13 protein-coding genes are annotated in these 13739 nt (G+C 35.2%); 9 read left to right on the forward strand and 4 right to left on the reverse strand.

Annotated elements, in window-relative coordinates; all coding sequences use genetic code 11:
- Positions 1 to 31: 31 nt before the first annotated feature.
- Complete coding sequence (locus tag AAC601_RS10880) at positions 32 to 385, reverse strand: four helix bundle protein (RefSeq protein ID WP_303269960.1); 354 nt, start codon at positions 383 to 385, stop codon at positions 32 to 34.
- 157 nt (positions 386 to 542) lie between these two features.
- Positions 543 to 1994, reverse strand: a complete 1452-nt coding sequence (gene asnS, locus AAC601_RS10885) for an asparagine--tRNA ligase (protein WP_303269959.1) — start codon at positions 1992 to 1994, stop codon at positions 543 to 545.
- A gap of 168 nt (positions 1995 to 2162) precedes the next feature.
- Here asnS and rpoN point away from each other — a divergent pair, with 168 nt between their 5' ends.
- The 3 genes from rpoN (at position 2163) to AAC601_RS10900 (ending at position 5445) form a co-directional block, all read left to right on the forward strand.
- On the forward strand, positions 2163 to 3593 hold the full coding sequence (rpoN, locus tag AAC601_RS10890) for an RNA polymerase factor sigma-54 (protein WP_303269958.1): 1431 nt from the start codon (positions 2163 to 2165) through the stop codon (positions 3591 to 3593).
- Complete coding sequence (locus AAC601_RS10895) at positions 3593 to 4210, forward strand: PA-phosphatase (RefSeq protein WP_340153271.1); 618 nt, start codon at positions 3593 to 3595, stop codon at positions 4208 to 4210. The genes rpoN and AAC601_RS10895 overlap by 1 nt, the downstream gene beginning before the upstream one ends.
- 455 nt (positions 4211 to 4665) lie before the next feature.
- Positions 4666 to 5445 (forward strand): enoyl-CoA hydratase-related protein, encoded by a 780-nt coding sequence (locus AAC601_RS10900; protein WP_340153272.1) that lies wholly within the window; start codon positions 4666 to 4668, stop codon positions 5443 to 5445.
- 65 nt (positions 5446 to 5510) lie between these two features.
- On the opposite strand, the gene AAC601_RS10905 is transcribed toward AAC601_RS10900, so the two are convergent.
- Positions 5511 to 6017 carry a DUF4442 domain-containing protein gene (locus AAC601_RS10905; RefSeq protein ID WP_340153273.1) on the reverse strand — a complete coding sequence of 169 codons (507 nt, stop codon included), beginning with the start codon at positions 6015 to 6017 and terminating at the stop codon, positions 5511 to 5513.
- Between the two features lie 124 nt (positions 6018 to 6141).
- On the opposite strand from AAC601_RS10905, the gene AAC601_RS10910 reads away from it, so the two are divergent.
- From AAC601_RS10910 to AAC601_RS10925, 4 genes are all read left to right on the forward strand, one after another.
- Positions 6142 to 7269, forward strand: coding sequence for an FAD-dependent oxidoreductase (locus tag AAC601_RS10910; RefSeq protein WP_340153274.1), 1128 nt, complete (start codon positions 6142 to 6144; stop codon positions 7267 to 7269).
- Between the two features lie 58 nt (positions 7270 to 7327).
- The gene (nhaC, locus tag AAC601_RS10915; RefSeq protein WP_303269953.1) at positions 7328 to 8770 is read left to right on the forward strand and encodes a Na+/H+ antiporter NhaC; all 1443 of its coding nucleotides are present in this window, start codon (positions 7328 to 7330) and stop codon (positions 8768 to 8770) included.
- Positions 8767 to 9351, forward strand: coding sequence for a 3'-5' exonuclease (locus tag AAC601_RS10920; protein WP_303269952.1), 585 nt, complete (start codon positions 8767 to 8769; stop codon positions 9349 to 9351). Before nhaC ends, AAC601_RS10920 begins: the two co-directional genes overlap by 4 nt.
- A 211-nt stretch (positions 9352 to 9562) precedes the next feature.
- Positions 9563 to 10303 (forward strand): metallophosphoesterase family protein, encoded by a 741-nt coding sequence (locus AAC601_RS10925; protein ID WP_340153275.1) that lies wholly within the window; start codon positions 9563 to 9565, stop codon positions 10301 to 10303.
- Positions 10304 to 10355: 52 nt separating this feature from the next.
- Here AAC601_RS10925 and AAC601_RS10930 read toward each other — a convergent pair whose 3' ends face one another.
- Positions 10356 to 11186: a hypothetical protein gene (locus tag AAC601_RS10930; protein WP_340153276.1), complete on the reverse strand. Its 831-nt coding sequence runs from the start codon at positions 11184 to 11186 to the stop codon at positions 10356 to 10358.
- A gap of 325 nt (positions 11187 to 11511) precedes the next feature.
- On the opposite strand from AAC601_RS10930, the gene ispG reads away from it, so the two are divergent.
- Both ispG and AAC601_RS10940 read left to right on the forward strand, forming a co-directional pair.
- A complete protein-coding gene (gene ispG, locus AAC601_RS10935; protein ID WP_340153277.1) occupies positions 11512 to 13467 on the forward strand; it encodes a (E)-4-hydroxy-3-methylbut-2-enyl-diphosphate synthase in 1956 nt (651 codons plus the stop codon).
- A 33-nt stretch (positions 13468 to 13500) separates the two neighbouring features.
- Positions 13501 to 13734: a DUF6728 family protein gene (locus tag AAC601_RS10940; protein ID WP_303269942.1), complete on the forward strand. Its 234-nt coding sequence runs from the start codon at positions 13501 to 13503 to the stop codon at positions 13732 to 13734.
- Positions 13735 to 13739 lie beyond the last annotated feature (5 nt).

The raw sequence follows: 13739 nt of genomic DNA on the forward strand, positions 1-13739 counted from the left end.
TTTCACTACCGGAACCCATTGTTTTTGAATTTTATTTAATTTTTGATCTATAGCTTATCATCATATTCATTAATAGATAAGCTTGGTCATAATTGATTTTGAAGCATTCATTATCTATATACTTTCTTCTATCGGCTTTATATAAACATGTTACTACTTCTGCCAAGGACCGAATCGAATATCCTAAAAACCTTTTGTTTTCAAGTGATGATTGAAGGATAGAACCTTCTGCAATATTTAAGGCAATTGAGTCAACAGCTCGCCTGATTTGAGAAGTTAGGTTATAAATTTCAGATTTAGGAAATTTTTCTGAGATATTATAAATCCCTTCAGCATAATCCATTGAAAGCTGCCAAATTCTTAAATTTTCAAATTTAAAGCTCATTTTGTAGGATTTTGGTTTTCGAAATAATTCTACATTTTTAAATACTTTATGAAGTAATAAAATTTCCATGAATCATCAAAACCATTTCAATCTGGGTTGCCAAACTATCGAATTGCACTTTTACACCCATCATCCATCACCCCACATCCAACACTACTTAAAACTCCGCGTTATCCGGTGTCCGTGGAAACGGAATCACATCCCTAATATTTCCCATTCCGGTTACAAAAAGCATCAATCGTTCGAAACCTAAACCGAAGCCACTGTGAGGAGCTGTACCGAACTTACGAGTATCTAAATACCACCACAATTCGTCCTCTGGGATCTCCATTTCTCTCATTCTTTCAGTGAGTTTTTCTAGTCTTTCTTCTCTCTGAGAACCGCCAACAATTTCTCCAATGCCTGGAAATAAAATATCCATAGCACCTACGGTTTTATCATCATCATTTTGACGCATATAGAATGCTTTGATATCTTTAGGATAATCAAATAGAATAACTGGTTTTTTGAAATGCTTTTCTACAAGAAAACGCTCATGCTCCGATTGTAAATCTGCTCCCCAACCTTCAATGATGTAATTAAATTTCTTCTTTTTGTTTGGCTTGCTGTTTCTCAATATTTCTATTGCATCCGTATAACTAACTTTTTCAAAGTCATTGTCTAAGATGAATTGTAATCTTTCCAATAAGCCCATTTCCTGACGCTCATTTTGAGGTTTTTGCTTATCCTCATCGTCAGCTCTTGCAGCTAGAAAATCTAAATCTTCTTTGCAGTTATTTAAAGCATATTTCACCACATACTTTAACATTTCCTCGGCAAGATTCATATTATCATTCAAATCATAGAAAGCCATTTCAGGCTCCACCATCCAGAATTCAGCTAAGTGACGGGTGGTGTTGGAGTTCTCCGCACGGAATGTTGGGCCGAAAGTATATATTTCTCCTAAGGCCATGGCACTTAATTCGCCTTCCAGTTGACCAGAGACCGTAAGATTAGTTTCTTTTCCGAAGAAATCTTGTTTGTAATCTACTTTTCCATCATCCGTCATCGGGATTTTATCTAAGTCGAAGTTAGTGACATGGAAAGTTTCACCAGCACCTTCCGCATCGTTGGCTGTAATGATTGGAGTATGTAAATTATAAAATCCTTTTTCATGGAAAAATTGGTGAATGGCAAAAGCCATCGCATGTCGAATTCTGAAAACAGCACTAAATGTGCTGCTTCGCATTCTGAGGTGTGCTTTTTCCCTCATGAACTCCATAGAGTGCTTTTTGGGTTGCAACGGATATTTTTCAGGATCTGCTTTTCCTAAAACCTCTATCTGTTCCGCAACAATTTCCACAGACTGGCCTGCTCCTTGAGAAGCAACAACCTTTCCGATTACGCTTATTGCAGCTCCAGTTGTGATATCTTTTATAATATTTTCAGAAATAGCTGCTGGATCAGCAACAATTTGAATGTTATTAATGGTCGAACCATCATTAAGCGCAATAAAAAAAACAGGTTTACCACCTCGTTTTGTCCTTACCCATCCTTTCACATTTGCCTGTTGTTCAGTAGCTTCACTAGCTAATAGTTTTTTGATTTTAACTCTTGCCGGAACAGTCATATAATTATTGCGTTTATTTATATTAGAATTTAGTTCGTCAAAATTCGATATTATTGGCTTTTTATCAAAGATTTTATGAGGTTATAATCAATTTTTTAATGCTTAATTCGATAATTTAAAATAAATTTGAGTTAGGATAACTGGCACAGTTTTTAGTGAAATAGATTTATGCAAAAATTAGTACTCTCACAATCTTTAGGACAACGTTTGTCTCCACAGCAAATTCAGTTTATTAAACTGCTGCAAGTACCTACTGCTGAGCTGGATACGAGAATTGAAGAAGAGTTGGAGATCAACCCGGCTCTTGAGGAAGGGAAGGAAGAGCCAGAGGAGGATAATTATGAAGAGGATTACGAGGAGGAGGCAACAGATGATTTTGATATAGAAGATTACCTTCATGACGATGAAGCTGGATATAAAATGCAGGGTGACGGAAATGGACAAGAGGAAGAAAAGGAAATGCCAATTGCTATGGGTACCACATTGAATGACCAATTGATGACCCAATTAGGCTTTATAGGACTTGACAAGAATCAGTATAAAATAGGGAAGCAATTGATAGGTAGCATTGAAAGTGATGGCTACATTCGAAGGGATATAGGTGCTATAGTGAATGACTTAGCTTTTTCTCAAAATGTAAATACGGACGAGGATGAAGTGGAAAGCATTTTGTCTAAAATTCAAGATTTTGACCCAGCTGGAATTGCTGCGCGTAATTTAGAGGAATGTTTATTACTTCAATTGGAGAGGAAAATTGATCAATCAAAAGCAGTTGAGCTAGCTTACCGAATTATAGATGAATGCTTTGAAGAATTTTCAAAAAAGCACTACGAGAAAATCGTTAAAAAGCTTGATATAGAAGATGAGAATTTATTTAAAGATGCAATAGATACTATTAAACGTTTGAACCCGAAACCGGGTGGTTCCGGCTCAGGAGCAGTTAGGACACAGTTTTTAATGCCCGACTTTATTCTCACTCATCAGAACGGAGATTTAGTCATTACTTTGAATTCCAGAAATGCACCTGATTTAAGAGTGAGTCCTTCTTATTCAGAAATGTTGAAGGCCTATGATAAAGGAGATAAAAAAGATAAAAAGCTAAAAGAAACTGTTGGATTTGTCAAGCAGAAACTGGACGCTGCAAAATGGTTTATTGATGCGATCAAACAAAGACAGTTTACTTTATTGAATACCATGCAAGCCATTTTGGAATATCAATACGAGTTTTTCAAAGAGGGAGATGAAAGTAAGTTGCGCCCAATGATTTTGAAAGATATCGCTGAGAAAATTGATATGGATATATCTACTGTTTCCAGGGTGGCCAATAGTAAATCTGTACAAACAGAATTTGGCATATATCCACTGAAATACTTCTTCTCAGAAGGAATCGCTACGGAATCAGGAGAAGATGTAAGCTCTAGAGAAGTGAAAAACACTTTAAGAGGCTTTATCGATAAAGAAGATAAAAGCAAACCTTTATCGGATGATAAACTAGAAAAATTATTAAAAGAAAAAGGCTATAAAATTGCCCGAAGGACAGTAGCAAAGTATAGAGAGCAATTGAATATTCCAGTTGCTAGGTTAAGAAAAGAGTTGTAGTGGGAAGATTCTGGGCACATTTCATATCAATTGTTTTTCAACCCTTGCTTATTCCAAGCTATATATTTGTAGGGATTTTGTTTTTTCTGCCTTTCAGTTTGAATATGACAGGCGACTTAGCATGGAGGTTCTTATCCATGGTTTTTATGACCACTTTCCTAATCCCATTAATGGGAATGTTGCTTTTAAAATTCACTCGAAATATTACTAATCTCAATATGGAAGACCGAAAGGAGCGTGTCTTTCCCTTTTTGTTTAATGCCATTTTCTATGGGGCCACAACTTATCTTTTTTGGGAGAAATTTAGATTTCCTAATTTAGTTACCATCATTTTACTTTCGATAACAATAAGTATCGTTCTTTTGACCATTATTACTATATGGTGGAAAATTAGTGCGCATGCAATAGCTATTGCAGGTGCTACAGGGATTTATTTGGCTTTATTGATTAAATCAGAGCCTTCGAATTTGTATTATGCAGTTGTCTTATGTTTTTTATTTTGTGGTTTGGTGGGGAGTGCTCGATTGAAACTATCTGCTCATGATAGTAAACAAGTATGGTTTGGTTTCTTAATTGGGTTTTTTGTAAATTTCCTTACAATTTTGATTTTTAATTAATTATTGCCTTTTAGATGACAGGTTTTTTGCTAAATAGGGAAATAGTTATAATTTTATTATTTTCTGCTGGTGCAAATCTGTGAGATTGCCCATAAAGGGACTTCAATGTTATAAAGTTCAGCTTGAAAATCTCATCTTTTAATAAAATCTTGGAAAATAATCTTGGTTATTTTCTTTTATGTTCTTTTGTTACTTTTGTGGTGAAAATTTACAGGTAGTAATAGAAAAAGCTAATAATACTCTTTACCACAAAAGAGACTAAAGAATGCACTAGTTTTTTCGCTTTAGCGAAAAACTTGTAGTTAAATATTTTTATGGTAATAGCATACTAGGAGATTTTAGGGGATATTTATCGAGGTTACCTAAGTGTCTGCTAGTGAAATTAAATATTATTGTAAAGTAATAATGAATATTTAATATTGTAATTATTAGAATCAATTTAAAGAATGTAAATAATGTACGAGTTTTTAAAATATGAACTTCAAGATGGGGTCTGTACCATCACTTTTAATCGTCCAGACTTCTATAATGCTTTTAATGATGGCATTAGTTATGAGTTTCAAAAAGCTCTAAAAGACGCTGGCAAAGACCCAGACGTGAGGGTAGTTGTAATAACAGGAGAGGGTAAGGCTTTTAGTTCTGGACAAGATTTAAAATCTGCCAGAGATGAGGATGATAAAATGTTTTATAACTCTTTAGAGAAGAGATATAACCCCATAATCAGAGCAATGCGAAAATTACCAAAGCCTATTATTGCCCGATTGAACGGTGTGGCAGCAGGTGCTGGCTGTTCTTTGGCTTTGGCTGCTGATATGATTATTGCAGCAGAATCTTCTAAGATGATTGAGGTCTTTATCAATATTGGATTGGTTCCTGATTCAGGTTCGTCTTTTTTCTTACCCAATTTGGTAGGTTATCAAAAAGCATTCGAATTATGTGCTATGGGTACCAAAATTACTGCACATGAAGCCCATGAGTTAGGAATTGTCAATAAAGTTGTAAAAGATGAGGATTTGGACGCTGCAGTTAAATCCTATACAGATTATTTCGCTAAAGCACCTACCAAATCTATTGGAATGATTAAAAAAATGTTGAACAAGGCAGCCACATCTTCTTTGGATGATATGTTGGAATATGAAAAATATTCACAACAAATAGCTGGTAGTTCAGCCGATTATAAGGAAGGAAAGCAGGCCTTTTTGGATAAAAGAAAGCCTGAGTTTAAAGGAAATTAGAATATAGTTTATTAAGATATTATTAAAAGCCTGCAGATTTTTTAAAATTGCAGGCTTTTCGTTTTTTATAGTTTAGTCTTTACTTTTCCCCAGTCTTTGATCTGCCAATATATTTTACCGGTGCTTAAGTGATTATTATTTTTATCATATAGTTTGATTTCACATGGGATGACCACAGCATCATCATTTTCCAAGGGTTTTTCCACCTCTTTTTTTACCCAATCTTCATCTATAGAAAATTCAGCAAAGGCATCCATTTTAGCTTGGAAATGATATTCCATTTCAAGTTTTTGCATGATGATGCGATATTTTTTTACATCCAACTTATATAGAATCATTAAGCCTGTAGTGTATTCTGAAATGGTAGCCATGGCACAAGCATGAATCCCTTTAATATGATTTAGATTCCTTTTTTTATAGGGTAATTTGGTGAGGATTTTATCTTTTGAAATTTTAATGATCATAAATCCATGAGGCTTGTTAAACGGTATCATTCTATTTAATCCTTGATTTAATAACCATAAATAAAATCTCGAATGTTGTGCTTTATTAACGATGGTAGTCAAGTTCATGAAATTGAGTGTTTAGTAGATTGAATTGAATTTGAAAATGATTTTTTAAAAATACTTTTCACTTTATGAAGCAATCTCGTAGAATTAGCCCTACTTTTCAACTGTTGATAAAAATTTATTATGCATGCTGAGTTTTTGGGAAAGAGAAAGTTTGTCGAGATATGACTACATTATAGTAGGAGGAGGGATAGTCGGTTGTTCTACAGCCTATCATTTGAAAAAAAAATATCCAAGAGCTGAAATTGCTATTATTGAGCGAGGTGTGTTTCCTAGTGGTGCCAGTTCTAAAAATGCTGGCTTCGCTTGTTTTGGAAGTTTGACTGAATTGGTAGATGATAGAAATGGTTTAAGTGAGGAACAGCAATTGGCACTAGTTGAAAAGAGATGGAAGGGACTGGATTTACTGAAAAATATTTTGGGAGAACATAACGTAGGGTATGAGGCTAATGGTGGTTTCGAATTGATTAGAAAAGCCGAAATGCCAGCTTTGGAGTATTTGGATCATTACAATCAATTGTTAAAAAGTATATTTGAAGAAGATGTTTACAGATTAGAGCCTAGACTGATTCAGGAATATGGCTTCAATAAGAATTCGTTAGAGACTATAGTATCGAATCCATTTGAAGGTCAAATAGATACGGGTAAGATGATTAATAGTTGGTGGAATCTATGCAGTGAAATGGGAATTAAAATTATTACCGGTTGTGAAGTCGTAGACTTTGAAGAGCAGTATGATTTTATTATCCTCAATACCAAGTCAGGAAATCAATCAGTGCAACTTAAGGCTAATCAAATGGCAATTTGTACCAATGCCTTTGCACAAAAATGGTTTGGAAAGGAAGATATTAATCCAGGCAGAGGAATGGTAATGATTACTCACCCCATAAAGGATTTAAAATTTAAAGGTGTCTTTCATTATGATGAAGGCTACTTTTATTTCAGAAATGTAGGAAAAAGAGTGCTGATTGGTGGAGGAAGAAATTTGGACAAATCAGTTGAAGACACCACTGATTTTGGTATCAATCCGAAAATTAGGTCCGCAATTATTTCCGATATGAAGGAGTTGATTTTGCCTGATCAGGAATTTTCGATTGATATGGAGTGGTCAGGAATAATGGCATTTGGTAAAACGAAATCACCAATTATCAAAAAAGTATCTGATAAAATAGCAATTGGAGTTAGATTGGGTGGAATGGGAGTAGCCATTGGTACTCAAGTTGGGCAGGAATTACACGAATTGCTTGCTGACTGATAACTTATTTTTATTATATTTCGAATTCATTTTAAATTAATATTTTGATTTAACTTACATGACTGACAAGCAGCCCAAGCCAAAATTACTCCAAGCATTAATTCCGATAGTTTTTTTAATTTCACTGTTAAGCTTAAATGTTTACTTTTTTGGCGATGGAACTTTAGACGGATCCAATCAAATTGCTTTAATCTTATCCGCTGGGGTCGCTGCAATTATTGCCTTGAAAGTGGGTTTTAAATGGACAACAATGCTTGACGGCATAGTGAGCAGTATAAGCTCAGCTATGTCTTCCATACTAATTCTACTGTTGATTGGATCATTGGCAGGAACGTGGTTATTAAGCGGAATTGTACCCGCTATGATTTATTATGGATTGAATATTTTGAATCCAACCATCTTCCTTTTTGCTGCATGTATTGTGAGTGCAATAGTTTCGGTTGCTACAGGAAGTTCTTGGAGTACAATTGCGACATTAGGATTGGCATTATTAGGGATTGGACAAACCTTAGGTTTGAGCGAGGGCGTTGTTGCAGGTGCCATTATTTCTGGTGCTTATTTTGGAGATAAAATGTCTCCATTAAGCGATACAACTAACTTGGCGCCTGCTATGGCAGGTACTGACTTATTTACCCATATTCGATATATGGCTTATACCACAATTCCATCAATAGTAATTGCTTTAATCATATTCTTAGTTCTCGGTTTTTTAAATAGTTCTGAAGCAGATATAGAGCAGGTAGGATTAGTTCAAGCTGCCATTTTAGATAAATTTAACATCAATCTGTGGTTATTTTTAGTGCCAGCTGTTGTCATTTTTATGATTGTGAAGAAAATTTCTGCAATTCCTGCTTTATTGATCGGTTCTTTGCTAGGAGGAGTGTTTGCCATTATTTTTCAGCCCGAGATTATTGAAATCATCTCAGGGGGAGGGGCGAATTTCTTCGAGCAATCGTATAAAGCGGTAATGCTATCCATGTATGGAGATATAAGCATCACTACCAATAATCAAATGGTTAATGAATTGTTGTCGACCGGGGGTATGGCTGGAATGCTAAATACTATTTGGTTGATTGTTTGTGCTATGGTTTTTGGCGGAGTTATGGAATCGACCAAAATGTTACAAGTAATTACTGCTTCTATTATTAAATTAGCGAATTCAACAGGCTCTTTAGTAGCCTCAACTGCCGGAACTTGTGTTTTCTTTAATGTAACAGCTTCCGATCAATATTTGGCGATAGTGGTGCCGGGACGAATGTTTGCAGAAACTTATAAAGAGCGAGGTTTAAAACCGGAAGTATTAAGTAGAACTTTAGAGGATTCAGGAACTGTTACCAGTGTGTTGATCCCTTGGAATACTTGTGGAGCTACGCAATCATCAGTTTTGGGCGTTTCAACCTGGACTTATGCACCTTATGCGTTTTTCAATATTATAAGTCCTTTTATGACGATACTATTCGCATACCTTAACATTAAAATTAGAAGATTTACGGATAAATGAATTTTGTAAAAGAGATTTCAAAAGAAGAAATCAATGATTTGCCACTTTGGAAATTTGAAGGGGAAATCACATTGGTAGAAAAGGACGAAGATTGGGAAGAAGTGATTCCGAAATTATGGAGAGCTGACGTTTTGGGCTTCGATACAGAAGCAAAACCTGTATTCAAAAAAGGACAATACAATCCTGTTTCTCTGATTCAATTGGCTACTGAAGAGGAGGTTTTTCTAATTCGAAACTTAATGTGTGGTTTCCATGGAGAATTAGTCAGAATATTTGAAGATCCTTCTATTATTAAAACAGGTGCAGCGATTCACGATGATTTAAAAGACCTTCAAAAATTAAGGAAGTTTAGGCCAGAGAGTTTTGAAGATATAGGCTCTATTGCGAGAGAAAACGGGATGTTACAGAGCGGGGCTAAAAACCTGACCGCCATTTTTCTGGAGAAAAGAATTTCAAAAGCGCAGCAAACCTCCAATTGGGAAAAAACAGAACTGACCCAGGCTCAAATTGATTATGCGGCTACTGATGCCTATTTGGGCTTGAAAGTCTATGAGGTTTACGAAAGGATTGGCTGGGTTTAAATAATCGCATTTAAAGGCTATTCAGGGTCTTTATTTCAGTTCTTATGCTTCGGTCCGATCGATTCTTCCCATTTCTATAATCATAATTTTGATGATTTATGTAATAGTAAACCAATGGATAGAGAGTTTCATTGAATAATTGTAGAAGATTACGACTTGCGACTATTTTGGATTGTATCGTTTTATACGGAGTTTTCGTAAGATCAATTCCATGAGAACATTAGTGATAGGAGATATACACGGGAATTATCAATCACTTAAAGCGGTCCTCCTTAAAGCAAATTTTGATATAGATAATGACCGATTAATATTTTTAGGCGATTACATTGACGGCTTTGAGCAGTCTGTAGAAGTAGTGGAACATTTAATTGATATAAACGAAAACTCTTCTTTTGAGAATATCTTTATAATGGGAAATCATGATTCTTGGATGATAGAAGCCCTAAATGAAGGACTAGAACAGTTTAGAAATCATGAATTTATAGAATCCAAGTATTCGTCATGGCTTAGGAATGATGGTTGGTCAACCTATTTGTCATATCTTAAATTAAGTGACGATGAAATTCTCAAACACAAAAGTAAATTTTACGATCTGTTAAAATATTTTCACATTATTGGTAAGAAGTTATATGTTCATGCTGGATTTGATCCTGATGTAGGATTTAGAATAACTAAAAATCAGAACCAGCAGGAATTTTTATGGAATAGAAGTCTTTTTGAAAGTGCTTATGCCAAATGGTCCCAAAGAAAGGGCAGAATTGATAAAAGGTTTGATCTCGCAAATGTTGAATTTGATACGATTTACATTGGCCATACCCCAACAGTAAAATTTGGTATCACCGAACCTGTAAAAATGGGGAATGTATTGAACTTGGATCAAGGTTGTAAAATAAATGGGAGATTAACCGCATGGATAGAGGAGCAAGAAACTTTTGTTCAAAATACGAAATGAAAGTAGTGGTTCAACCACTTGGTATATTTCATCTAAGAACTTGAAATAGTTTTCAAAAATTATTAAAGTTAGTTATCCGTACCCCAAAATTGATGGAAGTTGGTCTTCGATTTTCGACTAAAGCTTCAATCGGTAGCCAATAGGTGTACATAAATTCCAGTTCAATCTTCCGGGTGATAAATATTTTTGTTCCAGCCCCAACCTCATACGGTAGATTAATCATGACAAAGGGGCCAAGACGCTTGGCCAATAACGTACCAGCAAACACCCTTGCATAAGGAAAAATGTCGCCGGAAAGGGGATACCAAGCACCTATATTTCCAAATAGCATATATCGGTTTTGTATAATTCTCTCGTAAAAAAGGTCGGAATTGATAATATAGCCCTCATCTAACTCTCCTGTAGGAACATAGATCGCCTGCTGAAAAGTAAAGCGCTTATTTTTAAAGGGTTTTACTCTTACTCTTCCTCCAACATGTGTTAGGCCATGCTGGAAGTTAGTATTAAACTCATTCCCCATATAAATATTTTGAAGACTTTTATTCATCAGTTCAAAGACTACAAATGGAGAACTCGAACCTCTATCGTTAATGACATTGGATTTATAAATTAAAATTATGCCATAGTTAATGTTTTTGTTGCTTCCGATTGTCAGCTGCAGAAAACTGCTGTTAAAACTGCTTCTCCTTGTTGTATTATCAAATTGAGGCTCTATTTGGGTGTATAGGTTGTTGTAAAGTTTGACTTCCCACTCACCTTTCTGCATAAATAAGCCTTGGGTAAAGACATTGATGGAATCTCTTGTATTTAAGGAAGGAGATTGCCCGAGCAAAGGCTCACCTAAAACCATGAGAGCTATACAAATAATTATCCTGTTTTTCACTGCTTATGAATTTATTAAGCATTATAAAAAATCTTTACATGTAAAACTGTCAGGCATAAGACAAAAATAAGTACTCAGATCTTTTATTTGTAAACTGGTGCTTTACCTTTTCACAAAAATGACTTCAAAATGGATTGAAATGGTAGCTTTAAAATAATATCATTCTTTCAGAGGATGAAAGTCAATATTTCCAATATTCAAGGTTTGATATGTAATGGTTTGAAAATCTAGTTCAATAAAAGCAGTACAATTAAAGCAATTAACAATAGTTGTTATACTAACAATTTGTTTACTTTGTAGTTAAATTGGTGGAAGAAAATAAAATATGGAAATCTCAACTAAAAATTTTCAACAGTATTGCAACAGTCTAGTCGCTTATAAGCGTAGGAAAACTATCCCTGTAAAGGTTGGAGATGTTGTTATCGGAGGAGATAATCCTATTGTTCTTCAATCCATGACAACTGTCGATACCATGGACACAGAGGGGTCAATTGAGCAATCCATTCGAATGATTGACGCTGGTTGTCAATTGGTTAGAATTACTGCGCCATCAATTAAAGAAGCGGAAAATCTAAGAGCTATTAAGGCTGGTTTGAAAGAAAGAGGCTATAGTACTCCTCTGGTTGCTGATATTCATTTTACTCCTAATGCTGCAGAATTAGCGGCAAAGATTGTAGAGAAAGTACGCGTGAATCCCGGTAATTATGCAGATAAGAAGAAATTTGAGAATATTGAATATACAGACGAAAGTTATCAAGCTGAACTAGACCGGATTAAAAAGAGGTTTAAGCCCTTGGTTAAAATCTGCAAGGATCATGGTACTGCCATTAGAATAGGGACAAATCATGGTTCACTTTCTGATAGAATTATGAGCCGCTATGGTGATACGCCATTTGGCATGGTCGAATCAGCCTTGGAATTTATCCGTATTTGTGAAGAAATGGAATTCTATAACATAGTAGTTTCCATGAAATCTAGTAATCCTCAAGTAATGGTACAAGCTTATCGACTATTGGTACAAAAGCTAGATGAAGAAGGTTTAAAGCCATATCCGTTGCATTTGGGAGTTACTGAAGCGGGAGAGGCAGAAGATGGCCGAATTAAGAGCTCCGTTGGAATCGGAACATTATTAGAGGACGGACTTGGAGATACTATTAGAGTATCTTTGACCGAAGAACCAGAAGAGGAGATTCCTGTTGCAAAGGTTTTGGCTGAGCGATACAATGATAGATCAGATCATGAGGAAATCCCTTTGATTGATAATTGCATTTTTAATCCTTATGAATATGAGAAGAGAAGCAGTAGACAAATCACTAATATAGGAGGGAAGGAAGTGCCCATTGTGATGGCAGATTTTTCTCTGAAAAAGGATATTACCCCAGCTTCGTTTTTTGGTGTAGGTTATAATTATTCTGTTCCTTTAGACAAATGGTCGATCTCTGATTTTGCATGTGATTATATTTTCACCAATGATAAAACGGTTGATTTTGAAATCCCTGGCACTTTAGGAATTGTTCATTCCTATAAAACATGGTTGAAAGAAAAAGATAAGGAGAGAAGATATCCTTTTATTAATCCTAAAGATTATTTGAAGGGCGTTGAGCAACATCCAAAATTGAATTTCATTTATGCTTTATTATCAGATTTAAGTGGTGAATTTATCAATAAACTTAAAAATGATAATTCTGCTGTTTTATTAATTGATACATACAATAAGCATGGGGTGGCAGAGCAACGCAGGTTGTTCATGCAGTTGATGCAGAAGGACTGTAATGTGCCGGTAGTGATTGGTAGGGCTTATCAAAATTTATCCTTAGAAAAATTGCAGTTATATGCTGCTACTGATATGGGTGGTTTGTTGATTGATGGTTTTGGAGATGGTGTTTTCATTGCTGCTGAAAACTGTGGAGGTGATAAAGCGATTAATGAGACAGCATTCAATATTTTACAGGCTAGCAGAACGAGAATCTCTAAGACGGAATATATCTCGTGCCCTTCTTGTGGACGAACACTTTTTGACCTACAAGAAACAACTGCTATGATCAGAAATAGGACTAATCATTTGAAAGGGGTTAAAATCGGAATTATGGGCTGTATTGTAAATGGTCCGGGCGAAATGGCTGATGCAGATTATGGCTATGTAGGCTCAGGAAAAGGCAAAATCACATTGTATAAAGGGCAGGAAGTAATGAAAAGAGGGGTTCCATCAGAAAAGGCAGTTGACGAACTCATAGAGATTATTAGAAAAGATGGGAATTGGCTCGAACCAGAAGCTGTTTAAGTTGGTTAAGTACTAGAATTTTATAACTGTTATATGAAAGAGCAAAGAGATTTAGAAAATTTAAATAGACAGTCATCATCAAATTGGAAAACCTATTTTCAGTTAGGTGATGTTGTTTCTTACTTTGGAAGACTGTTCGGTAAAAAGGATCCAAATGCACCTAGCAATTTCAATTTGAAAATGATGCATGGAATCAACAAAATTTCCATCTTATTATTCCTTATAGCAGTAATTGTTATGGTGACAAGAGCAATTATGAGGTCCTAAATTTG

Origin of the sequence: uncultured Marivirga sp., from assembly GCF_963974845.1 — a bacterium.
Classification (GTDB): domain Bacteria; phylum Bacteroidota; class Bacteroidia; order Cytophagales; family Cyclobacteriaceae; genus Marivirga; species Marivirga harenae.